Source organism: Paenibacillus apii (assembly GCF_011043685.1).
Lineage (GTDB): Bacteria > Bacillota > Bacilli > Paenibacillales > Paenibacillaceae > Paenibacillus_AQ > Paenibacillus_AQ sabinae.
The window spans coordinates 250516-271893 of sequence record NZ_JAAKGU010000007.1; the positions used below are offsets into that span (position 1 = coordinate 250516).

Annotated in this window: 21 protein-coding genes and 1 riboswitch; of the genes, 7 read left to right on the forward strand and 14 right to left on the reverse strand. The window is 56.4% G+C overall.

Features of this window, described 5'->3' with window-relative positions:
- Nucleotides 1-262: 262 nt before the first annotated feature.
- From purF to purE, 8 genes are all read right to left on the reverse strand, one after another.
- Nucleotides 263-1759, reverse strand: coding sequence for an amidophosphoribosyltransferase (purF, locus tag G5B47_RS16450; RefSeq protein ID WP_165100134.1), 1497 nt, complete (start codon nucleotides 1757-1759; stop codon nucleotides 263-265).
- Nucleotides 1744-3990, reverse strand: a complete 2247-nt coding sequence (gene purL / locus G5B47_RS16455; RefSeq protein ID WP_165100136.1) for a phosphoribosylformylglycinamidine synthase subunit PurL — start codon at nucleotides 3988-3990, stop codon at nucleotides 1744-1746. Before purL ends, purF begins: the two co-directional genes overlap by 16 nt.
- The gene (purQ, locus tag G5B47_RS16460) at nucleotides 3968-4657 is read right to left on the reverse strand and encodes a phosphoribosylformylglycinamidine synthase subunit PurQ (RefSeq protein WP_025333143.1); all 690 of its coding nucleotides are present in this window, start codon (nucleotides 4655-4657) and stop codon (nucleotides 3968-3970) included. The genes purL and purQ overlap by 23 nt, the downstream gene beginning before the upstream one ends.
- A gap of 5 nt (nucleotides 4658-4662) precedes the next feature.
- Nucleotides 4663-4908: a phosphoribosylformylglycinamidine synthase subunit PurS gene (gene purS / locus G5B47_RS16465; RefSeq protein ID WP_025333142.1), complete on the reverse strand. Its 246-nt coding sequence runs from the start codon at nucleotides 4906-4908 to the stop codon at nucleotides 4663-4665.
- 83 nt (nucleotides 4909-4991) lie between these two features.
- Complete coding sequence (locus tag G5B47_RS16470; protein ID WP_165100139.1) at nucleotides 4992-5885, reverse strand: phosphoribosylaminoimidazolesuccinocarboxamide synthase; 894 nt, start codon at nucleotides 5883-5885, stop codon at nucleotides 4992-4994.
- A gap of 27 nt (nucleotides 5886-5912) precedes the next feature.
- Complete coding sequence (gene purB / locus G5B47_RS16475; protein WP_165100142.1) at nucleotides 5913-7208, reverse strand: adenylosuccinate lyase; 1296 nt, start codon at nucleotides 7206-7208, stop codon at nucleotides 5913-5915.
- 6 nt (nucleotides 7209-7214) lie between these two features.
- Nucleotides 7215-8456 (reverse strand): 5-(carboxyamino)imidazole ribonucleotide synthase, encoded by a 1242-nt coding sequence (locus G5B47_RS16480; RefSeq protein WP_165100144.1) that lies wholly within the window; start codon nucleotides 8454-8456, stop codon nucleotides 7215-7217.
- A 26-nt stretch (nucleotides 8457-8482) separates the two neighbouring features.
- Nucleotides 8483-8968, reverse strand: coding sequence for a 5-(carboxyamino)imidazole ribonucleotide mutase (gene purE / locus G5B47_RS16485; RefSeq protein ID WP_165100147.1), 486 nt, complete (start codon nucleotides 8966-8968; stop codon nucleotides 8483-8485).
- A gap of 230 nt (nucleotides 8969-9198) precedes the next feature.
- Nucleotides 9199-9300, reverse strand: a riboswitch (purine riboswitch).
- 325 nt (nucleotides 9301-9625) lie between these two features.
- Between purE and G5B47_RS16490 the strand changes: the two genes are divergently transcribed.
- The 6 genes from G5B47_RS16490 (at nucleotide 9626) to G5B47_RS16515 (ending at nucleotide 14742) form a co-directional block, all read left to right on the forward strand.
- On the forward strand, nucleotides 9626-10393 hold the full coding sequence (locus G5B47_RS16490; RefSeq protein WP_165100149.1) for a hypothetical protein: 768 nt from the start codon (nucleotides 9626-9628) through the stop codon (nucleotides 10391-10393).
- Complete coding sequence (locus G5B47_RS16495; protein ID WP_165100152.1) at nucleotides 10390-10590, forward strand: hypothetical protein; 201 nt, start codon at nucleotides 10390-10392, stop codon at nucleotides 10588-10590. Before G5B47_RS16490 ends, G5B47_RS16495 begins: the two co-directional genes overlap by 4 nt.
- A 25-nt stretch (nucleotides 10591-10615) precedes the next feature.
- Nucleotides 10616-12058, forward strand: a complete 1443-nt coding sequence (locus tag G5B47_RS16500; protein WP_165100154.1) for an NAD(P)/FAD-dependent oxidoreductase — start codon at nucleotides 10616-10618, stop codon at nucleotides 12056-12058.
- A gap of 22 nt (nucleotides 12059-12080) precedes the next feature.
- Nucleotides 12081-13109 (forward strand): NAD(P)/FAD-dependent oxidoreductase, encoded by a 1029-nt coding sequence (locus G5B47_RS16505; RefSeq protein ID WP_165100157.1) that lies wholly within the window; start codon nucleotides 12081-12083, stop codon nucleotides 13107-13109.
- Entirely contained in the window at nucleotides 13106-13516 is a 411-nt protein-coding gene (locus tag G5B47_RS16510) for a DUF1667 domain-containing protein (protein ID WP_165100160.1), read from the forward strand. Before G5B47_RS16505 ends, G5B47_RS16510 begins: the two co-directional genes overlap by 4 nt.
- Before the next feature lie 653 nt (nucleotides 13517-14169).
- Nucleotides 14170-14742: a nitroreductase family protein gene (locus G5B47_RS16515; protein WP_165100162.1), complete on the forward strand. Its 573-nt coding sequence runs from the start codon at nucleotides 14170-14172 to the stop codon at nucleotides 14740-14742.
- 132 nt (nucleotides 14743-14874) lie between these two features.
- Here G5B47_RS16515 and G5B47_RS16520 read toward each other — a convergent pair whose 3' ends face one another.
- The 3 genes from G5B47_RS16520 to G5B47_RS16530 form a co-directional block, all read right to left on the reverse strand.
- Complete coding sequence (locus G5B47_RS16520) at nucleotides 14875-15309, reverse strand: universal stress protein (RefSeq protein ID WP_025333131.1); 435 nt, start codon at nucleotides 15307-15309, stop codon at nucleotides 14875-14877.
- 43 nt (nucleotides 15310-15352) lie between these two features.
- Nucleotides 15353-15616: a DUF1294 domain-containing protein gene (locus G5B47_RS16525; protein ID WP_165100165.1), complete on the reverse strand. Its 264-nt coding sequence runs from the start codon at nucleotides 15614-15616 to the stop codon at nucleotides 15353-15355.
- 130 nt (nucleotides 15617-15746) lie between these two features.
- Nucleotides 15747-16130 (reverse strand): winged helix-turn-helix transcriptional regulator, encoded by a 384-nt coding sequence (locus G5B47_RS16530; protein WP_165100168.1) that lies wholly within the window; start codon nucleotides 16128-16130, stop codon nucleotides 15747-15749.
- A gap of 142 nt (nucleotides 16131-16272) precedes the next feature.
- Between G5B47_RS16530 and G5B47_RS16535 the strand changes: the two genes are divergently transcribed.
- Nucleotides 16273-17313 carry a zinc-binding alcohol dehydrogenase family protein gene (locus G5B47_RS16535; protein WP_235957195.1) on the forward strand — a complete coding sequence of 347 codons (1041 nt, stop codon included), beginning with the start codon at nucleotides 16273-16275 and terminating at the stop codon, nucleotides 17311-17313.
- Nucleotides 17314-17510: 197 nt separating this feature from the next.
- On the opposite strand, the gene G5B47_RS16540 is transcribed toward G5B47_RS16535, so the two are convergent.
- From G5B47_RS16540 to G5B47_RS16550, 3 genes are all read right to left on the reverse strand, one after another.
- A complete protein-coding gene (locus G5B47_RS16540; protein ID WP_165100171.1) occupies nucleotides 17511-19649 on the reverse strand; it encodes a DNA topoisomerase III in 2139 nt (712 codons plus the stop codon).
- 173 nt (nucleotides 19650-19822) lie between these two features.
- Nucleotides 19823-20572: an acyl-[acyl-carrier-protein] thioesterase gene (locus G5B47_RS16545; protein ID WP_165100174.1), complete on the reverse strand. Its 750-nt coding sequence runs from the start codon at nucleotides 20570-20572 to the stop codon at nucleotides 19823-19825.
- Nucleotides 20573-20753: 181 nt separating this feature from the next.
- Nucleotides 20754-21245, reverse strand: a complete 492-nt coding sequence (locus G5B47_RS16550) for a heme-binding protein (RefSeq protein ID WP_165100177.1) — start codon at nucleotides 21243-21245, stop codon at nucleotides 20754-20756.
- Between the last annotated feature and the right edge of the window lie 133 nt (nucleotides 21246-21378).

The window sequence follows — 21378 nt, forward strand, 5'->3', positions numbered from 1 at the left end:
GACGAGCCCCTATGCACCGCTATGCGAAGCAGCGGTGCCAACGCGCCCCGGCGGCGGCCACAGGCCGGATGCCGGGGGGCGCAGCGCCGTAAAGCGTGTCCCGCTAGTCCGTGCAAGCGGAAGGGACGACAAGCGGCTGCCCTCGCCAACCCCCGCTTAGCAAGCTCAAACCAAACTCCGTTACGCCGAACTTTCGGGTGGCCGGAGGGCTGGCCCTCCGGGGTCCCCCTTGGCAAGGGGGATTTAGGGGGATGGACCCACCTTAGCAGCCGCAGCCTTCCTTCTCCGCCCCGCCAAAGTCAACCTGCGTCGGATAATCGTTATCGAAACAGGACAGGCACAGCCCGCCTTTGTATTCTCCGCCGCTCAGGCCGCCGATGGACTGGATCAGCCCTTCGGGCGACAGGAACGCCAGCGAATCCGCGTTGATTTCGCGGCGAATTTCTTCAATCGACTGATGGGAAGCGATCAGCTCGCGTCGGTCCGGCGTGTCGATGCCGTAGAAGCACGGGTTCTTGAAAGGCGGCGAGGTGATGCGCACATGCACCTCGGTCGCTCCTGCTTCGCGCAGCAGATTGACGATCCGGCGCGAGGTCGTGCCCCGCACGATGGAGTCGTCGATCATGACAACGCGCTGGCCTTCCACGACGCGGCGGACGGCGCTGAGCTTCATTTTGACGCCCTGCTCGCGAAGCTCCTGGCTCGGCTGGATGAAGGTCCGGCCGGTGTATTTGTTCTTGATCAGCCCAAGCTCGTAAGGAATGCCGGTCTGCTCCGCGTAGCCAATCGCGGCGGAGATACTGGAGTCCGGCACGCCGGTCACGATATCGGCGTCCACAAAGCCTTCAAGCGCGAGCCGGCTGCCCATCCGCTTGCGGGCGGCGTGCAGGTTCGCTCCGTTCATGTCGCTGTCGGGCCGGGCGAAATAAATATACTCCATCGCGCACAGCGCCTTGCGCTGCGGCTCGGCGAACCGGTCCTCGGTCAAGCCGTTCTCGTCCAGGATCAGCAGTTCGCCCGGAGTGATGTCGCGGACAAGCTCCGCGCCGATCGTCTCCAGCGCGCAGGATTCGGAAGCGAAAATATACGCTTCCCCAACACGCCCCATCACGAGCGGCCGCAGGCCATTCGGATCGGAAGCAACCAGCAGCTTGTCGTTTGTCATCAGCAGAAAAGCAAAGCCGCCGACGAGCTGCTGAAGGGCCTCTTTGGCCGCTTCCACAAAATCCTTCGGCGAACGCGCGATCAGATGCGCCAGCACCTCGGTATCGCTTGTCGTCTGGAAGATCGAGCCGCTGCTCTCCAGCTCACGCCGGATCAGCGGCTCGTTCACGATGTTGCCGTTCGTGGCAATCGCCAGATCGCCATCGCGGTATTTAAAGATGAGCGGCTGCGCGTTTGTCAGCCGGCTGTCGCCGCTGGTGGAATAACGAACATGCCCGATGGACATGTCGCCGACCAGTGACTGGATTTTATCTTTGTCGAACACTTCTTTTACCAGTCCCATACCGCGGTGGTAATTGAAATCCCGGCCGTTCGCCACGCAGATCCCCGCACTTTCCTCACCGCGGTGCTGAAGTGCGTGAAGGCCGTAATAAGACATGGAAGCGGCTTCCGGGTGTCCGAAGACCCCGAAAACGCCGCATTCTTCTTTTAATGTATCAAATATATCTCCCGAGCCCGTTCCTTCGTTGTAAAAGTCGCCGGTCCACAGGAGGGGTTCCGCCTGCTTGTTCCCGGTCTTTATTTCATAAGACATGGAATAGCATCCTCCCAAATGGTTGTAAGCTCCGCCACCGGTTCGTCCAGGGCAGAAGAACCGTCAAGATTTACGCGCAGACGCTCGCCGCCTACGCTGCCGATGACCTGAACCGGCACGCCCGCAGCGGCGATATACGCACGCAGTTCCTCAGCCTTGTCGCTCGAAGCAGTAAGCAATATACGCGACTGGCTCTCGCTGAACAGCGCCACATCGCGGCGCAGTTCGTTCGAAGCCAGTTCAACGTTGGCGCCGATACGGCCGCTGATACAGCTCTCGGCCAGCGCAGCCGCCAGACCGCCTTCGGACAGGTCATGCGCCGAGCGGACAAGGCCGCTGCGGATGGCGCCGAGCACGGCGTCAAGGAGCTTGCGCTCAACCGCCAGGTCAAGCTGCGGCGGACGGCCTTCCGTTACGCCATGCACGGCGTACTGGAACTCGCTGCCGCCAAGCTCCGCGCGCGTTTCGCCGAGCAGCAGAATGGCATCGCCCTCGCTCTTGAAGGCTTGAGTCGTAATATGATCCGTATCTTCTACCAGTCCCACCATGCCGACTACCGGAGTCGGATAGATGGCACCCGTTGCGTTCTCGTTGTAAAGGCTGACGTTGCCGCCGATAACCGGCGTGTCCAGCACGCGGCAGGCTTCCGCCATGCCGTCAACAGCACGCTCCATCTGCCAGAAAATATCCGGCTTCTCCGGGCTGCCGAAATTCAGGTTGTCCGTAATCGCCAGCGGCTGCGCGCCGGAGCAGACGATGTTCCGCGCCGCTTCGCCGACTGCGATTTTGCCGCCGACTTCAGGGTCGAGGTACACGTAGCGGCCATTGCAGTCCGTCGTCATCGCGAGGCCCTTGCGCGTTCCGTTAATCGTCACGACCGCGGCGTCCGAGCCGGGGCGAACCGCCGTGCTGGTGCGGACCATGTAGTCATACTGGTTGTAAATCCACGCTTTGCTTGCCACCGTCGGGGAAGCCAGCACCTTCTTCAATGCGCCGCCAAGGTCGGTTACTTCTTCATAACGCAGCGTATCGACAGCCGCGTTCTCCTCGTAATAAGCCGGTACGGAAGAAGGCTTGTCATAAACCGGACACTCGTCCACCAGCGCCGTTACCGGCATGTCGCCAACCACTTCGCCGTGGTGGAACAGCTTTAGGCGGCCGTCGTCCGTCACTTTACCGACTTTGCGGCAGATCACGCCCCAGCGGTCAAAAATCTCCTGCGCCTGAGCCTCGTCCTTCGGCTCGACAACGAACAGCATCCGCTCCTGTGATTCCGACAGCATCATCTCGTAAGGCGTCATGCCTTCCTCACGCTGCGGCACCTGGTCGAGATACAGCTCCAGACCGTTGCCTGCCTTGCTCGCCATTTCCGAGCTTGAGCAGGTCAGACCCGCTGCGCCCATATCCTGAATACCGAGTACAATACCGGAATCGATCAGCTCGAGGCAGGCTTCCATAACCAGCTTCTCCATGAACGGATCGCCGACCTGCACCGCCGTCTTCTTCGCTTCCGACTCCTCGCTTAGTTCAACCGAAGCGAAGGTCGCGCCGTGGATGCCGTCGCGTCCCGTAGGCGGTCCAACGTAGAATACCGGGTTGCCGACGCCTTTGGCGACACCGCGCTGGATTTTGTCGTGGTCGATCAGACCGACGCACATCGCGTTAACGAGCGGATTGCCGTCATAGCTGTTGTCGAACATCACTTCGCCGCCGACGGTCGGGATGCCGATACAGTTGCCGTAGCCGGCGATGCCGGATACAACATGCTCGAACAGATATTTAACCCGGTCGCTCTCAAGCTTGCCGAAACGAAGGGAGTTCAGAATGGCTACCGGTCTTGCGCCCATCGAGAAAATATCGCGGATAATCCCGCCCACACCCGTTGCGGCACCTTGATACGGCTCGACCGCCGAAGGGTGGTTATGGCTCTCGATTTTGAATACAACGGCCTGGTTGTCGCCGATATCCACGATCCCTGCGCCTTCGCCCGGTCCCATCAGGACGCGGGGTCCGCTTACCGGGAAGCGGCGAAGCAGCGGCTTCGAATTCTTGTACGCGCAGTGTTCGGACCACATAACGCTGAACACGCCGATCTCGGTATAGTTCGGAAGGCGTCCCATGAACGAGCAGATCAGCTCGTATTCGCTGTCCGACACGCCGAACTGGCTGTAAATTTTCTGGTCCTTGATTTGCTCCGCGGTCGGTTCCTTAGCGGACACTTGCTGTGCCATGAGTATCCCTCCAGGTTTTCAAAATGGAACTGAACATTCTCTTGCCGTCTTCCGAGCCGAGCAGGGTATTGACCGCCCGCTCCGGATGCGGCATCATGCCGACGACGTTGCCGCGCTCATTGGAGATGCCCGCAATATCGGCGACAGAGCCGTTAGGATTGTCCGTATAAGTAAATACGATCTGGTTGTTCGCTTTAAGCGAAGCCAGCGTCTCTTCGTCGCAGTAATAGTTGCCTTCGCCGTGGGCGATCGGAATGACGATTTCTTCGCCTTCCGCATAGTCCTTCGTGAACGGCGTTTTATAATTAACGACCTTAAGCGTCGTATCGTGACATCGGAATTTGATCGATTCATTCCGGCGCAGCGCGCCCGGCAGCAGTCCCGCCTCGGTCAGAATCTGGAAGCCGTTGCAGATGCCGAGCACGTACTTGCCCTGCTCAGCCGCTTTGGCTACCTCGTTCATCACGGGAGCGAACTGCGAAATCGCGCCGCAGCGCAAATAGTCGCCGTAAGAAAAGCCGCCCGGAACGATAATGCAATCATAATCGGACAGGTCGGTCGCCGTATGCCACACATAGTCAACGGGCTCGCCAAGCGTTTCCTGTACCGCTTTGTAGCAGTCGATATCGCAGTTGGAGCCGGGAAAGACAAGGACAGCAAATTTCATGACATTCACGCCTCCAATTCGTATCGGTAATCCTCGATTACCGTATTTGCGAGCAGCTTCTCGCACATTGCCTTAAGCCGTTTGCCGGCCTCTTCACGGTCGTTCGTATCCAGAGTCAGTTCGATATACTTGCCGATGCGCAGACTTTCAACTTCCTGGAAGCCTACAGAATGAAGCGCCCCTTGTACAGCTACACCCTGGGGATCAAGCACACTTTTTTTAATGGTGACATATACCGTCGCTTTTAACATACCCTTGTCGTTCCTCCTAAATGTTCATGCCGTTAAGCATTTTAATTTATATTGAATTTCCCAATATCCAAATATCCAAAAAATCAGTTCAGCGAATGACCGGTAATCCGGTGGTAAATATCCAGGTAGCGGCGGCTCGTCTCGGCAACGACTTCCTCCGGAAGCGGGTCCGGCGTGCTGTTCTTGTCCCAGGAAGAGGAAGCGAGATAAGCCCGCACCGGCTCCTTGTCCATGCTGTCGATTTCAACATCCAGAGCGTACTTGTCTTTGGCCCAGAAACGGGAAGCATCCGGCGTAAAAATTTCGTCAATCAGGATGACCTTGCCATCCAAGATACCGAACTCGAATTTGCAGTCGGCCAGCAAAATGCCGCGCTCCGCGCAGTAATCTCGTGCGAATCCGTACAGCTTCAGGCTTTTCTCCTTAAGCTCGTTCGCCAGCTCTTCGCCGATCAGCTCCTGCATTTTGGCAAAAGGAATGTCCTCGTCGTGTCCGACGTCGTTCTTGGCCGCCGGGGTGAAGATCGGTTCGTGAAGCTGCCCGTTCTTGCGCAGACCCTCCGGAAGCTTGATGCCGTTCACTTCGCCGGTCGCCTGATACTGACGCCAGCCGCCTCCGGTGATGTAGCCCCGAACGACGCATTCCATATCGATCCGCTGCGCCTTGCGCACAACCATAATGCGGTTCCTCAGCAGCTCCGGCTCCTTCGCAATGCTTCCGAGACGGTCAACATCGATATGCACGACATGGTTCTCCAGCAGGTCCTTCGTCTGGCCGAACCAGAACGCGCTCAGCCGGTTCAGCACATTGCCCTTCTCCGGCACCGCCGGTTCCAGCACATAATCGAACGCGGATATCCGGTCGGTCACGACGATCAGCATATGCTCTCCCAAATCGTACAGCTCGCGCACTTTGCCTTTATACAGCAGCGGTGCGTCGATCAAATCCACCGCAGTCGATACGGCAGGGTGTGTCATGGTCTTTCCTCCCTTGAAGAAATGAGTTTAGATCAAGCCCAGCTTACGGAAAATCGTATCGACATTTTTGAGGTGCCACGACGGATTGAACGCGTCTGCGATCTCATCAGGGCTAAGCACCGCCGTGATTTCCGGCGTATTCTCAACGATCTCACGGAAATGCTTCTGCGTCTCCCAAGCCTGCATGGCGCGCGGCTGCACCGTGTCGTAAGCTTGTTCGCGGCTGAAGCCTTTGTCGATCAGCTTCGTCATAACGCGGCCGGAGAACGGCACACCGTAGGTACGCTCCATGTTACGCTTCATATTTTCCGGGAATACGGTCAGGTTCTTCACGATATTGCCGAAGCGGTTCAGCATATAGTTAAGCAGCATCGTCGCATCCGGGAGAATAACCCGTTCCACCGAGGAATGCGAGATGTCGCGTTCATGCCAGAGCGGCACGTTCTCGTAGGCGGTGATCATATGTCCGCGAATGACCCGGGACAGGCCGGAAATGTTCTCGCAGCCGATCGGGTTGCGCTTGTGCGGCATCGCCGATGAACCTTTTTGTCCTTTGGCAAAAGCCTCCTCGACCTCGCGCACCTCGCTCTTTTGCAGAGCGCGGATTTCGGTCGCGAACTTGTCGAGCGAAGTCGCGATCAGCGCCAGCGTCGCCATGTACTCGGCATGCCGGTCGCGTTGAAGCGTCTGCGTCGAGATCGGTGCGGGGCTTGTGCCCAGCTTGCGGCAGACAAACTCCTCCACGAACGGGTCGATGTTGGCGTAGGTGCCGACCGCGCCGGAGATTTTGCCGAATTGCACGCCGTTTGCGGCATGGCGGAACCGCTCCAGATTGCGCTTCATTTCCTCGTACCACAGCGCCATCTTCAGTCCAAACGTTGTCGGCTCGGCGTGTACGCCGTGCGTGCGGCCCATCATCGGAGTATCTTTGTAAGCAACCGCCTTGTCTTTTAGAATCTCGATGAAATTCACAATGTCCTTCTCCAAAATCTCGTTGGCCTGGCGCAGCAGATAGCCAAGCGCCGTGTCAACGACATCGGTGGAGGTCAGGCCGTAATGCACCCATTTGCGCTCCGCCCCGAGGCTCTCCGATACCGCGCGCGTAAACGCGATAACGTCATGGCGTGTCTCCTGCTCGATTTCATAGATGCGGTCAATATTGAACTCCGCGTTCTCCCGCAGCTTGACCGTATCCTCTTTCGGGATGACGCCAAGCTCCGCCCACGCCTCGCATGCGCACAGCTCCACTTCGAGCCAGGCTTTGAATTTATTTTCTTCGGTCCAGATTGCACGCATTTCCGGTCTGCTGTAACGTTCGATCATGTGATTTCAGTTCCTCCAAAGGTTAGTTTGCTCCACCCAGGCCAGCGAATCCGCCGTGTCCTTGCAGAGCAGGTTGATATGGCCCATTTTGCGGCCGGTCTTGCTCTCGGTCTTGCCATATATATGAAGCTTGGGGATGACTCCAAGCCGATTGGCCTCTTCATCATCGGTGCAAAAGCGTCCGACTGCACCCTCCAGATGCTGGCCCAGCACATTGACCATGACGGCGGGGGTCAGCAGCTCCGTGTCGCCAAGCGGCAGATTGCATACTGCCCGCACATGCTGCTCGAACTGCGAGGTAGCGCAGGCATCCATCGTGTAGTGGCCGGAGTTATGCGGCCGGGGCGCCAGTTCATTGACGAACAGTTCGCCGTCCCCGGTGACGAACATCTCCACCGCCAGCAGTCCGACAGCGTCCAGCCCCGCGATGAGCTTCTCCGCCAGCTCGCGGGCTTTGCGCTGGATGGCCTCCGGCACCCTGGCAGGGACGATGGACAGGTGGAGAATGTTATTCACATGAATATTCTCCGCTGCTGGAAAGCTTTTCACCTCGCCGCGCGGGCTGCGGGCGGCGATGACCGAAATTTCGCACCGGAACGGCACGAATTTCTCAATCACCAGCGGGGCGTCCTCCTCCGCTCCCGTGAAGCCGGCGTCTCCTGCTGCCGGCCCGCCTTGCAGCGAAGCGGCCGAGCCGGCCCGCTCCGGCGCTAGCCGCCGGAACGCGTCCTCCAGCTCGTCCTCCCGGCGGAGGACGGCCTGTCCCTTACCGTCATATCCTCCGGTGACGGTCTTCAGCACCGCCGGCAGGCCGAGCTCCGCGGCGGCCGCCTTAAGGTCCGCAAGGCTCGCCACCTTGCGGTACGGGGCTACCGGGACGCCAGCAGCCTCGATGGCGGCCTTCTCGCGCAGCCGGTGCTGCGTCGTGTGCAGCAGCGCGCTGCCCTGGGGCACGTACGATTCCTCCGCCAGCACCGCGGCCACGCCCGCGTCGACGTTCTCGAACTCGTACGTGATCACGTCCGCGCGGCGCGCAAGCTCACGCGCCGCGTCGATGTCGTCGTACGCCGCGACGATCTGCGGCGATACCTGCCCGCAGGGCGCATCCGGCGCCGGGTCCAACGCCACGAAGCGGTAGCCCATGGCGCTGCCGGCCAGCGCCATCATGCGCCCGAGCTGCCCGCCGCCGAGCACGCCGACGGTCGATCCCGGCCGGAGCGTTCGCGGCTGAGCCTTACGCTCCGGCATATCCGCACCTCCGCTGATTCCGCCGCTCATAGATCGTCGCTACCTTCCAGCACTTCGTCGCGGATGGCGTCCCGGCGCCGCTGCGCCCGGCGCTGCACCTCGGGATCGAACGCCCCGATGATCTGGGCCGCCAGCAGCCCGGCATTGACCGCGCCGGCCTTGCCGATCGCCACTGTCGCGACCGGAATGCCTCCCGGCATCTGCACGATGGAGAGCAGCGAATCCAGCCCGTTCAGCGCTTTCGACTGCACCGGTACGCCGATAACCGGCAGGATCGTCTTCGCCGCGACCATGCCAGGCAGATGCGCGGCGCCTCCGGCGCCGGCGATAATGACGCGGATGCCCCGGTTCGCGGCCTCCTCCGCAAAGCGGAACATGAGATCCGGCGTGCGGTGGGCGGACACCACTTTTTTCTCATAGGATATCTCAAGCTCTTCCAGCACCGCACACGCATGCTGCATTGTTTCCCAATCCGATTTGCTGCCCATGATGACAGCTACCTGCACCGACATTGTTCAACCTGCCTTCCGTTCATGAATGGTTAATCAGCTCCAGTTTCTATCTTGACCCATTTCTCTATAGTTTTCCATAATTCGCACAAAAAAAGCCCGATTCCCTAACGATATTGCGGGAATTTCGGACTACGGAGGAAAGATTAGACATTTTCCGTCTATTTCCCTCAAGGAGCGACAGAAAAAAGGACAGCATCGTTTCTGACGGACGGGCCGCAAGCGATGTCGCCTGATGTCTTTCAATTCCCCGTAGTCCGGAAATTTACGGTTCCCGGGTAGAAACTTCCGGGCCCTATCCCCGGATTTATACGAGCTGTTTATGCCTTCAGTTTAACAACCCCCTACACCGTATGTCAACTTAAACACGAACATTATCATAGGCTCCCGGTAAAATGTTCGCTTTTTGACAGAATTACTGTGCTCTATCCCGAATGTCTTTCTCCAAAGCATGTCCATATCCTGAAGAAGTTGGACCCGCCTCCCTTAAAAGGCTTGTGAGAAATGCTTCCTTATATAATGGAATATTTATTACATTATTGTGTCGGTTGCTTCCTATCGCTTCTGGGGCAGACGTTTGCTGATATAATTCATATTTAAATATATTAAGATATATTTAGATATAATTAGATGATAATAATCATGAAAGGCGAGAACCCTATGCGAATATTGGTGAGTATTGACGATACGGACAACTTTACAACCAAAGGAATAAAGGGAACCGGAGATTTGGCCAAAAATATAGCCCGTGCCATCAAGGCGAACGGCTGGGGCGCCTCCGGCAGAATTACCCGGCATCAGCTGCTGCTGCATGAGGACATTCCTTACACCTCGCACAACAGTTCAATGTGCTTCGAAGCGGAGATCGATCCTCAGTATCTTCACGCTGTCATTGATTTCGGAGCCAGGCATTTGGAAACGGAGAGCGAGCCGGAAGCCGATCCCGGCCTCTGCGTCGTCGTCCCGGAACGGCTTGAGGGCCCTGAGAGGTTAATTAACTACGGTTATCTTGCCAAGCGGGAGGTGCTGGACAAGGATGGCGCATACGCGCTGGCAGCGGAGCTTGGCATTCACCTGTCGGAACACGGCGGTACCGGACAAGGGATAATCGGAGCGATGGCCGGAGCGGGACTGCGCCTCGGGGGCAATGACGGGTCGTTCAAAGACAAGCATAAGGTCGGAGAGCCTGGAACCCTTCTTACTGCCGCCGAGCTTTGCACCCTTGCCGGAGTTGACGGAATCCGGAGTCTTGACGGAGACGTTCTGGACGGGGAGGCCACCGTAGTTCTCGGAAATATGGTGAAGTCCGTCTTGTACGACGGCCGGGCGGTCATTCCGGTTCAGCGGCTGGAAACTGCGGGGCAAACGCCCGTCTGGCAGACCTGCTCCAAGCAGCAGATTCATCTGCTTCAGAGGATCGGCCAATGACCGGGAGCGAACGCGATCCCTTTTTATCGTTAAGCCTTAAGGCTGCGGAACAAGCATCACGCTGCGGCTCCTTCCGCCCCGATGTAGAGGAGGAATGGGTGACGGACGAGCCCGTATCCTGCCTGAACTGTTATTTTCGGCGATGGACAAGCGATTCTTATCATTGTATGGCAAGCAAGATTGAAATCACCAGTTAACTTAAGGCAAAGGAGGAAGGACCGCATGTACGATATCGTCATCATAGGCGCAGGCATTGTGGGAACCGCGGTTGCCAGGGAGCTGTCCAAATATAAGCTTCGCATTGCCGTGCTTGAGAAAAATAATGAAATCGCCTGCGGCGCGACGAAGGCCAACAGCGGCATTGTCTACAATGGTCACACCGCTCGGCCGGACAAGCTGAAGGGCCGCCTGACTCTGCAGGGCAGGCAGATGTTCGAAGATCTGTGCCGGGAGCTTGATGTTGCGTTCAAGCCCGTTGATATGCTGATTGCCGGATTCGACGAGGAAGACGATGCCGCCATTGAGGAGCTTCGCAAACGTGCTGTCTCCAACGGCATTTCCGGTGTTCGCATCCTCGGCAGAGAAGAAGCCTTGCTGCGCGAGCCTTCCCTGAATGAAGGGTTGCGGTCGGCTCTGCTCAATCCGGGATGCGGGATCGTCGATCCGTGGGAGCTGTGCTTCGCACTGGCGGAGAACGCCGCCGCGAACGGCGCGGAGTTCAAGCTGAATACGGAAGTGACCGGACTTGCGCCCCTTCCGGACGGAATCGCGGTGGAAACTGCCGCCGGATCACTGCAAGCGAAAGCCGTCATCAACTGTGCAGGGATCAATACGGACGTAATCAACCGCATGGCGGGCTCGGAGTCTTTCTCCATCCTGCCGAAGCGGGGGCAATATGCCGTGCTTGACCGCAGCGCCAAGTTTCAGATCAGCCACATCGTAGCCCACTGCAAGTCCGAGAAAGAAAAAAGCGTCTTCCTCATCCCCACTCTCCACGGCAACGTAATGATCGGGCCGAGCATGGAGCCAACCGAAGACCGCACAAGCAAGAAAACAACAGCCGGACAAATGGAAAAGCTGATGAAATCGGCTCATAAAATTTCACGGCGCATTCCGGAGCGCCAGGTGATCCGCTCTTTCGCGGGACTAAAGGCCAAATGCAGCGCCGGCGATTTTCTGATCCGGGAATCGGAAGTGATGAACGGGCTGATCCATGCCGCCGGAATCAACAACCCCGGCTTGACCTGCTCTCCGGCAATCGCCGTCCACATCGCGGGTCTGGTTGCTTCGATATACGGGCGAATGGGGCTTACGCTTGAACGCAGCCCCGCCTTTGTTCCGCATCGCCGCGGCATCGTCTCTTTCAAGTCCATCCCTTACGGCGAGAGAAACCAGTGGGTTCAGCAGCACCCCGGCTACGGCCGCATCGTATGCAGGTGCGAGCAGGTCACTGAAGGCGAGATCCGTGAATCTATCGGGCGTATGCCTGGAGCGCGCTCCGTGAACGGCGTCAAGCTCCGGACGAGAGCGGGAATGGGCAGATGCCAGGGCGGCTTTTGCGGGCCGAAGGTTGTAAGCCTGCTGTCCGAAGAGCTGGACCGGAGAATGGAACAGGTATTATACGAAAATAACGGGTCGGCGCTTTTGTCTGATTCAATGCCTTAAAGAGGCGGAAGGGAGGCCGTGCATGAAACGGTTTGAGCTTGCGGTCATCGGCGGAGGCCCTGCGGGACTGGCAGCCGCGCTGGAAGCGAGAAAAAGGGGGATTCAGCGCATTATCCTGCTGGAACGGGAGCGGGAATTAGGCGGGATTCTGCAGCAGTGCGTACACAGCGGATTCGGGCTGCATCTGTTCAAAGAGGAGCTGACTGGACCTGAATACGCCGAACGGTTCATCGAATCCATAGGGCAGTCGGATATTGTGTGCAAGACGGACACAACCGTGCTTGAAATAACGGATCGGCGAACGGTTACGGCCGTCAATGATACCGACGGATATATGGAGATTGAGGCGGAAGCGCTCGTGCTGGCGACCGGCTGCCGGGAACGGACCCGGGAAGCCATTGGCATCCCGGGCGACCGTCCGGCCGGAATCCTGACCGCCGGCAGCGCCCAGCGTTTCATGAATCTGGAAGGCTATCGCATCGGCAAGCGAGTCGTAATCCTCGGATCGGGCGATGTCGGCCTGATTATGGCCCGCCGGCTGACGCTTGAAGGCAGCGAGGTTGCCGCTGTTGTCGAAGCCATGCCCGCCCCTTCCGGTCTGCGCCGCAATGTCATTCAGTGCCTGGACGACTTCGGCATCCCCCTCCTTCTCGGCCATACCGTCACTTCCGTGATCGGGAAGAACCGACTCGAAGGAGTCCGGATTGCGCAAGTGGACAGCCGCATGGAGCCCGTTGCCGGGACGGAAACCTTGATCCCGTGCGACGCACTGCTTCTCTCCGTCGGTCTGATCCCTGAGAATGAGCTGGCTCTGCAAGCTGGCATTGCAATTAACGAAGACAACCAAGGACTGGATGTCGATGAGCGGATGCAGACAAGCGCCGAGGGAATTTTCGCTTGCGGGAACTCGGTGTCCATCCACAGTCTGGCCGATTATGTCACCATCCAGGGAAGGTTGGCCGGACGCTCCGCGGCAAGCTTCATCCTTGACCGGCAGCGGCGGACAGGGCTTGATCCGGATCATCCAGACAGGAGGCATGTGGCCAGATGATGAAGCAGAGCACTCTTACCTGTATTGTCTGCCCGAAGGAATGCGCCCTTGACGTGTATTCGCTGGACCGGGTGGTAACCTATATCTCCGGGTATTCCTGCGAGCGGGGGAAGCGCTATGCCCATGACGAGACCCTCTGTCCCTCCCGCATAGTGACCACGACGGTCTCTATTGAGGGCGGTGTCTGCAAGCGGCTGCCCGTCCGCTCCAGCGGACCTCTGCCGAAGGAACGGATGGGCGAATGGATGCGGCTGGTCAAAGAGCTCCGGGTGAAGGCCCCCGTACGGGCCGGAAAGGTGCTGATCGCCGGCATTCTGGGAACCGGCACAGATGTCATCAGTTCAAAAAGCGTTGCGATGGATCAGCAATCATCAGTTGCTCATGACATATCCGGTGCAGGATGTTAATTTTACATCGGGACCAATACCCAGATTGCTGGTAGCCGTCCAGTATAGGTTTACACTGCTAATTCCTCGCTTAATATTAAGTATTTTAAATATTTTTTGCTTTATTTGAATCTATTTTATTATAATTAGCGCTATTTAGTTATATTCAATCATATGGACGAGATTCATTTCCGGGAATGATTCGATGGAAACCATAGGACAAAGACTTATATATTTGGGGGAAACGCTTGATTTGTCGCAACAGCATGTCGCGGATAAAATGATTCCTAGGGTGTAACGCTCTTTACCGAATCGCTCGCCAAATGCACCGATGCGCTGGGGCTAAGCAAATTGGAACAAAGGCTTGTCTGGAAGCCTTAACCCGGCTGAAGATACGGGGCAACCTTAGAATGGATGGCTTGGTGGAGGATCTTTCTATGTTTGGCGCTTTGCTGCGGGAGATTTGCTTGATCCGCGGAGGTCTCTCCATTGAAGAACGGATTGAGGTTGTCAAAGTGCAAGGGCAATTTTTTCTGTAATGAAATAGATTCCAGCCTAAATGGAACATGGTATACTGATAGAAATACTAAGAGTATAAAGTGTTCTTTACGGCGGCTAAAAGCCGTCGATCATTCAGACTGAACATGGAGCCGCTAAAATGGAGGTTGTCGAGTGTGATTAAGGAGCTTGTCAAGAAAAACCGAACGTACAGAAGATTTTATGAGGATGTTAAAATTGAGCGGGAAACTTTGGAGGAACTGATTGATCTGGCGCGCCTGTCTTCGAGCGGCGGCAATTTGCAATCCCTGAAGTACCTCCTTTCTCATGATGATGAGAACAACAGCCTAATCTTTCCGCATCTGAGATGGGCGGGTTATTTGACGGACTGGGATGGACCGGGGGAGGGCGAGCGGCCTTCAGCTTATATCGTGGTGCTGGGCGACAAGGAGATAAGCGCCAACCATTTCTGGGATCATGGAATCGCTTGTCAAAGCATCCTGTTGGGCGCTTGTGAGAAGGGCCTCGGGGGCTGCATGTTCGGCGCAAGCAATAAGCAGGCTTTAACAGAGGCGCTGCATATTCCGGAGCGATACGAGGTTATATTGGTTATTGCGCTTGGCAAACCGAAGGAAGTTGTTGTCCTTGAAGAAGTGACGGACCCGCAGGATATCAAATACTGGCGTGACGAACAAGGCGTTCATCATGTGCCGAAGCGGAAACTGGAAGACATCATCGTTAATTTGTAAATAACTCGATAGAACCGTAACGCGAAAAGAGCAGAGACTCGTTTCCATGCCTCTTTTCGCAAGTACGGGGATGTTATATCCTCATAGTTAAAAAAAGGAACGCCGAAGCGTCCCTTTTTGACGAAAAGTTATTTATTTTACAACGAGGACCGGAATCCGCGCACTCTGCACCACATTGTGGCTGACACTGCCGAGCACGAACTCGCGAATGCCTCCGAGGCCCCGGCTGCCGATCACGATCACGTCCACCGCCTGATCCTTGGCGTATTTCAGAATCGTCTCCGCAGGTGCCCCCTGCAGCAGCTCTACCTTCGCGTTCAGCCCTTCATCCGCAAGCCGCCGCTTCACTTCTTCTGTCGTCTGCACCGCCAAATCGTAATAATCCTTGTTGACCGAAGCCGGGAGAGGCGCGAGAGCTTCCCCGATAAAGAACCGCGGGAATTCAAATGCGTGTACGACATGCAGGGAGGACCCCGGCGTTACCTTGGCCAATTCAACCGCGCGATCCAACGCTTTGTTGGCGGCTTTCGAACCGTCATAGGCGAGCAAGATTTTAGAGAATAACATGTACGCCACCTCTTTTTCCAATTTGTCCTGCCTAATGAAAGATTTATTGCAAAAAATAGCTGTACATCAGGACGTTCAGAAGCACCAGTGCCGGAATTCCAATGACAAAGGATAGATGCCGCGTCTTGTGGCGTCTGCGGTACATCGCCGTCATCACGCCGAGAGCTCCTCCGATCGCCGCCAGCAAAAAGAGCGTTTTCTCCGGTACACGTTCCTTTCTGCCGCGAGCTTTATCCTTGTCCTCCGACATGACGATGTAGCCGATAATGTTGATTACTGCAAACCATAGCACCACAATATTGACCATTCCCGGCTCCTCTCCTCCTGCCGTCCTATACCTCTATTATATTACCCTTTCAGGCAAAAAACCAACTAGCGCCCTCCTCCAAATCACCGGTGGTCCGGTCTTTCTCATCGCTCAAGCCGCTTGGTTGGCGTCAAGTTACGTCCGGGAAGGAAGCTTGTCCGCCTTGTGCCCGGGGTCGGTTTTTGTACACCTCACCCCAGTCCCGCATCAGCAAAATAATCGGAACCAGCGTCCGGCCGAACTCCGTCAGCGAATATTCGACCTTGGGCGGCACCTGATGATACACCTCCCGGTGGATCACGCCGTCTTCTTCCAGCTTTCTCAGCTGCAGGGTCAGCATTCGTTGCGTAATGTCCGGGTAGATTCGTCTGAAATCGCTGAATCTTTTGGTTCCTCCGATCAGATGATAGAGCAGAACCCCTTTCCATTTTCCCCCGATTACATCCAGCGTATATTCAACTGGGCAGCCCTGGTCATTCGAGCATTCGCCGTATCCGTTCTTTTGGTTTCGCATGCCAATCCTCCTTGGTATCAATTTCGATACTACACCACATTAATGTGCGTACTTATTATTTTGTAACCATTTGTTTAATATAAACATAGGACATTTTTTTACTTTTGCCTACCCAAAAATGAATCAAGGAGCTGGAGAGCATATGAACAACAGCAAGCAAACGATGAAGGCCGTAGGATTGTACAAGTATCTGGATATCGCACAGCCGGAGAGCCTGATTGATCTTGAAATCGAAAAGCCGGTTCCCGCCGGCCGGGATCTGCTCGTCAAGGTAGGCGCCATATCCGTCAACCCGGTCGACGTCAAGGTTCGCGCTCCCAAAGCGAAGACGGAATTATCGCCAAAGGTGCTCGGCTGGGATGTCGTGGGCATCGTGGAGCAGACGGGACCGGATTGCACGCTGTTTAAACCGGGAGACGAGGTGTATTACGCAGGCGCCATCGACCGTCCGGGCGGGAACAGTGAATATCATCTTGTCGATGAACGCATTGCCGGGCACAAGCCTGCTTCTCTCAGTTTTGCCCAGGCGGCCGCGCTTCCGCTGACGACGATTACCGCATGGGAGGCACTGTTCGAACGTCTGGGCATCCCGTTGTCCCAGGAAGAGAATGCCGGCAAAACGCTGCTTATTATCGGCGCCGCCGGCGGCGTCGGCTCCATTGCCATTCAGTTGGCCAAGTATGCGGGGCTGACCGTGATCGGTACCGCTTCCCGCTCCGAATCGTCCGAATGGGCCAAGGGCCTCGGAGCCGATTATATTATCAGCCATTACGAGCCTTTCCTTGCTCAAATGAACGCGGTCGGGCTTTCGCATGCCAATTATATTTTATGCCTGAACGCCACGGTACAGCACTGGGAGCATATGGCCGAAGCCATTGCTCCGCAAGGGGCAATCTGCTCGATCGTCGAAACCGAGGAGCCGCTTGACCTGCACCTGCTCAAAAATAAAAGCGCCACTTTCACATGGGAAACGATGTTCACCCGTTCGCTGTACCAGACCCCGGACATGATCAAGCAGCACGAGCTGCTGAATGAAACCGCCCGCCTGATCGACTCCGGAGTGATCCGCACCACCCTGACCGACATACTGAAGCCGATCAACGCCGCCAATCTGCGCAAAGCGCATGCCATGATCGAAACGGGCCGGACGGTTGGGAAGATCGTATTGGAGCATTTTGAATAAATCCGCTTGAGGCGTATCGACATACGAACCATTCTGGCTGCAAAAAAACTCCCGGTAAAGCCGTGGGCAACCCCACCCGCTTTTCCGGGAGTTTTCTCATTCCTGCTTGGCCGTTGAACGGGATTCCCGTCTTGACTTCTTATAAAACCCTTAGCCCTTCATATTCCGATTCGTGCTTTTATCGGCTTATCCGGCCTTTATTTCCCCTCTTGTTTGCCTTCCAAGGCCGCTTTGAGCAGATCACCGAGGCTTGTGCCGATGCTCTCTGGCTTGCTGTACTGGTTCACCAGCTTCTGCTGTTCCCGCTTGTTCATATGCTTGCTGTCCTTATTCACGGTCTCTGTAATTCCACAGCCGAGGCATTGGACGAACAGGCCCGCTTTGCCTTCCTTCAGCTCCATCTTCTTATGGCACTGCGGGCAGCGGCGGTTCGACAGCCGCTTCTCTCCGGCCCGGGTATAGCCGCAGTCATCCGCCGGGCAGACAAGCAGCTTGCCGCGCTTCGATTTCTTCTCCAGCAGCCGCGTGCCGCACTGCGGGCAGTGGCTGCTCGAAACATTATGCGGCTTGTACTCCGCGCCGCTGTTCTTGACTTCCGCGACTAGTTCCTTCGCCATGCCGCGAATGCCCTGCAGGAACGGTTCCGGCTTCCCTTGGCCGCGGGCAATCCGCTCCAGCTCGGCCTCCCAGCGGGCCGTCAGGTCCGGCGTGTGGAGCTGCGGAGACACCAGCTCGATCAGCTGCTTGCCCTTGCCGGTCGGATGCAGGACATTGCCCTGCCGCTCGATCGTATCCGACGATACGAGCTTCTCAATAATGTCCGCCCGGGTGGCCGGCGTACCGAGGCCGTGCTTCTCCATCTGCGTCAGCAGCGCGGCCTCGCTGTATCGTCCCGGCGGCTGCGTCCGGCCGCCGCGCAGCATGCAGCGGCGAATCGTTGCCGTGTCGCCCTGCCGCAGGTCCGGCAGCGTAACGCCGCGCCCTTCCGCCTCGCCTCCTCCGGACTCCTCATCCTCGTCCGTACTGAGGTCGCCGCCGTAGACTTCGCGCCAGCCGGCGTCCTTGACAGTGGTGCCCTTGGCCGTGAAGGTCTCGCCGTCCACCGTAACCGTTACGGCTACCGAATCGTAACGGGCCGGGGGATAGAACAGGCTGATGAACCGGCGCACAATCAAGTCGTACAGCTTGCGCTCTTCCGTACTGAGCTGGTTCAGCAGAACCGTTTGCTCTGTCGGAATAATCGCATGGTGATCGCTCACCTTGCTGTCGTCGACGATCCGCTTCGTAATATTCAGCGGCCTCCGCAGCAGCGGACGGGCAAACGCCGCATAAGGACCTACCGCTACGCTGTCCAGACGCTCCTTCAGCGTCCCGGTCATATCTGCGGTCAAATACCGGCTGTCCGTCCGGGGATACGTGACCAGCTTATGCTGCTCATAGAGCCGTTGAAGCACGCTCGACGTCTGCTTCGCCGAGAAGCCGAATTTGCGGTTCGCATCCCGCTGGAGCTCGGTCAAATCGTAAGCGAGCGGATGCGGCTCGATTTTCTCGCTTTTTTGCACCTTTGTCAGCGTGCCGCTCCGTCCCTCTAGGCGTTTGGCCAACGCGGCGCTCTTGTCCTTATCAAAAATCCGGCCGTCTCCCCCGCTTGCTCTCCACTGTGCCAGGAAATTCCCGAAGTCCGCGACCAGCGTATCGAATTCCTGTGACCGGAAATTCATGATTTCCCGTTCCCGGTCCATGATCATGCCGAGCGTCGGCGTCTGTACGCGGCCCGCCGAGAGCGGAGCCCCGAACTTCGTGGTCAGCGCCCGGGTCACATTAAGGCCGACCATCCAGTCGGCCTCTGCGCGGCAGCGCGCCGACTCGTACAGCCGGTCGAATTCCCGGCCCGGCTTCAGCGACGCGAAGCCTTCCTTGATCGCCTTGTCGGTCTGGGAGGAGATCCACAGCCGCCGGAACGGCTTTTTCCACTGGGCCATGTTCATAATCCACCTCGCCAGCAGTTCCCCTTCGCGGGCCGCATCCGTCGCGATAATAAGCTCTCCAACATCCTGACGCTTCATCAGATGCTGAACCGCCTTGAACTGCCCGCCCGTCTCCCGCAGCACTTTCAGCTTCATCCGGTCCGGCAGGATCGGCAGGTCTTCCAGCGCCCAGGTTGCAAATTTATGGTCATAATCCTCGGGTTCCGCCAGACCTACCAAATGGCCGAGCGCCCAGGTCACAATATACTCCGGTCCTTCCATATAGCTCTTCTGCTTCTCCCGGCAGCCCATCACCCGCGCAATTTCGCGCGCCACCGACGGCTTTTCCGCTAGTACCAATACTTTCATAGCTCGCTCCTTTCCATATACCGGACTATTATACCATTATGGGAAGGGGCGGGAACAATCGTACCGTTTAGTTGCCTATCGGCCCCTTTATCGGGGCATCTTCTATTCCGTACATTAAAAAAACGGCTTCCTCTCACTCACCGGTAAGAATAAGCCGCCCTTATTGACACTCCCTATTCGGAATCGAACTCCAGATTCGCTTCAAAATACACCTTATTTTCTCCTAGCCCCCGCACATAAAATCCTTCACTCGTTTCCGGCGACACCTGAATTATCATTTCTTCCCCATAGGTCGCCTCCTGCAAGTACGTAATCCGGAAGCGCCGCAGCTGCTTCTTTTCAAAAACAGCCAACGGAAGCGCATCACTGCATAAGTCTCCATAGCGTGCATTATTCAAATGTCCGTAATTATCCAGCCCGCTGTATCTGACCTGATACCGGTAAGCCTCGGTTAACGCAATGTCTTGAGGAATGACGACTTTTTCGGGAATATCTCCTACCGAATCGCCGGTATAGAACTGAATTTCTGCCGGGAATACGTTCGGCCGCAAAATCTTCCGTTTAGTCGTATCGACGAGCGCCCATACCGACCTTGCCGACACCGCCTCAGAGCCCTGTCCGTCAAAAATCCGGAAATCCCTTAGCCACAACGGGCCCTTCGTTCCTTTACACCAAGTGTGAACCGCTAATTGATCTCCTTGCCGGGGAGGGCGGCCAATCTGCACATCCAAAGTCATCAGCATCCATCCCATATTCATCCCCAGCATCTCTTCCAGACTGATTCCCATATCGGCAACGGCCGAATCGGCTGCGTGCTGCATAATATCGAGAATATAGGAAAGCTTGCCTCCCGCCCGAAAATCCGTGTCGCTGGCGTAGACTTTTTGAGTTTCCTCCCATACGAGAGTCATTGACTTGTCCATAACATACTCCTGTTCACATGCGGTAATTTTTCCAATAAAAACCCAATCTCTTTATACTGTATAGCCCCTTCTGCTAAAAAAGCAACTCTTAGTAGCAGACTGCACAGGAGCACATAACAAAAAACCGGCCAAGCTCCTATTCCGGAGCTGCCGGTCGTATGAGCAATATCCCCAAGTTTAATCATTTGGCGGACGATGCTTCACCCTCATATTGCTGCCGCCTAAGCAGGGAGATAGCATTCAGACACAACATATGTTCCTCCTCCGCGGTCAGCCCGCTAACCGCCACCGTTCCGATCATCCCCTTATTTCGCAGCTTAATCGGAAAACAGCCTCCATACAGGGCATAATCCTCGGCTTTAACACTGTTGGCCTGACAAAAGGCCTGTTCATCTCCCTCATACTTCAGAAAAAGATAGAAAGAGCTGTGGCCCTGCAGATTCACCACATTCGTCTTTCTCCGGATACGATCATCCTGATCAATTACTGTATCGGGTCCGGCTTTATAAAATAACAGCTTTCCGTTGCGTCTAACTGAAACGACGAGACTTTTGCTTTGTTCACCGGCTATGTCCAGCACATTCATCCCCAGCGTGAACGCATCCTCCGCCGAAAATGAATCAAGCTCCATATCGCGTTCCTGCTGCAATACCTCTTCCGCCGTCGCTGCCATGCAGATCATCCCCTGTCCGATTAATCGTTATGATTCGTCTCATACCATAACTATGAATCTACCGAAGGTTTTATGAAATCCACCGCTAAATTATAGAGCTTCCCGGCAAAATACAAAAAACCACTGCTGAGTT

Coding starts and splice junctions, on each gene's coding strand:
- purF (WP_165100134.1), bottom strand. CDS start 1,759: ATGTCTTATGAAATAAAGACCGGGAACAAGCAGGCGGAACCCCTCCTG.
- G5B47_RS16550 (WP_165100177.1), bottom strand. CDS start 21,245: ATGGCAGCGACGGCGGAAGAGGTATTGCAGCAGGAACGCGATATGGAG.
- G5B47_RS16480 (WP_165100144.1), bottom strand. CDS start 8,456: ATGCCGGAGCGTAAGGCTCAGCCGCGAACGCTCCGGCCGGGATCGACC.
- purE (WP_165100147.1), bottom strand. CDS start 8,968: ATGTCGGTGCAGGTAGCTGTCATCATGGGCAGCAAATCGGATTGGGAA.
- G5B47_RS16530 (WP_165100168.1), bottom strand. CDS start 16,130: ATGCGAAACCAAAAGAACGGATACGGCGAATGCTCGAATGACCAGGGC.
- G5B47_RS16540 (WP_165100171.1), bottom strand. CDS start 19,649: ATGAAAGTATTGGTACTAGCGGAAAAGCCGTCGGTGGCGCGCGAAATT.
- G5B47_RS16525 (WP_165100165.1), bottom strand. CDS start 15,616: ATGGTCAATATTGTGGTGCTATGGTTTGCAGTAATCAACATTATCGGC.
- G5B47_RS16490 (WP_165100149.1), top strand. CDS start 9,626: ATGCGAATATTGGTGAGTATTGACGATACGGACAACTTTACAACCAAA.
- G5B47_RS16470 (WP_165100139.1), bottom strand. CDS start 5,885: ATGACACACCCTGCCGTATCGACTGCGGTGGATTTGATCGACGCACCG.
- purQ (WP_025333143.1), bottom strand. CDS start 4,657: ATGAAATTTGCTGTCCTTGTCTTTCCCGGCTCCAACTGCGATATCGAC.
- G5B47_RS16545 (WP_165100174.1), bottom strand. CDS start 20,572: ATGGACAAGTCAATGACTCTCGTATGGGAGGAAACTCAAAAAGTCTAC.
- purB (WP_165100142.1), bottom strand. CDS start 7,208: ATGATCGAACGTTACAGCAGACCGGAAATGCGTGCAATCTGGACCGAA.
- G5B47_RS16520 (WP_025333131.1), bottom strand. CDS start 15,309: ATGTTATTCTCTAAAATCTTGCTCGCCTATGACGGTTCGAAAGCCGCC.
- G5B47_RS16500 (WP_165100154.1), top strand. CDS start 10,616: ATGTACGATATCGTCATCATAGGCGCAGGCATTGTGGGAACCGCGGTT.
- G5B47_RS16505 (WP_165100157.1), top strand. CDS start 12,081: ATGAAACGGTTTGAGCTTGCGGTCATCGGCGGAGGCCCTGCGGGACTG.
- purL (WP_165100136.1), bottom strand. CDS start 3,990: ATGGCACAGCAAGTGTCCGCTAAGGAACCGACCGCGGAGCAAATCAAG.
- G5B47_RS16510 (WP_165100160.1), top strand. CDS start 13,106: ATGATGAAGCAGAGCACTCTTACCTGTATTGTCTGCCCGAAGGAATGC.
- purS (WP_025333142.1), bottom strand. CDS start 4,908: ATGTTAAAAGCGACGGTATATGTCACCATTAAAAAAAGTGTGCTTGAT.
- G5B47_RS16495 (WP_165100152.1), top strand. CDS start 10,390: ATGACCGGGAGCGAACGCGATCCCTTTTTATCGTTAAGCCTTAAGGCT.
- G5B47_RS16535 (WP_235957195.1), top strand. CDS start 16,273: ATGAACAACAGCAAGCAAACGATGAAGGCCGTAGGATTGTACAAGTAT.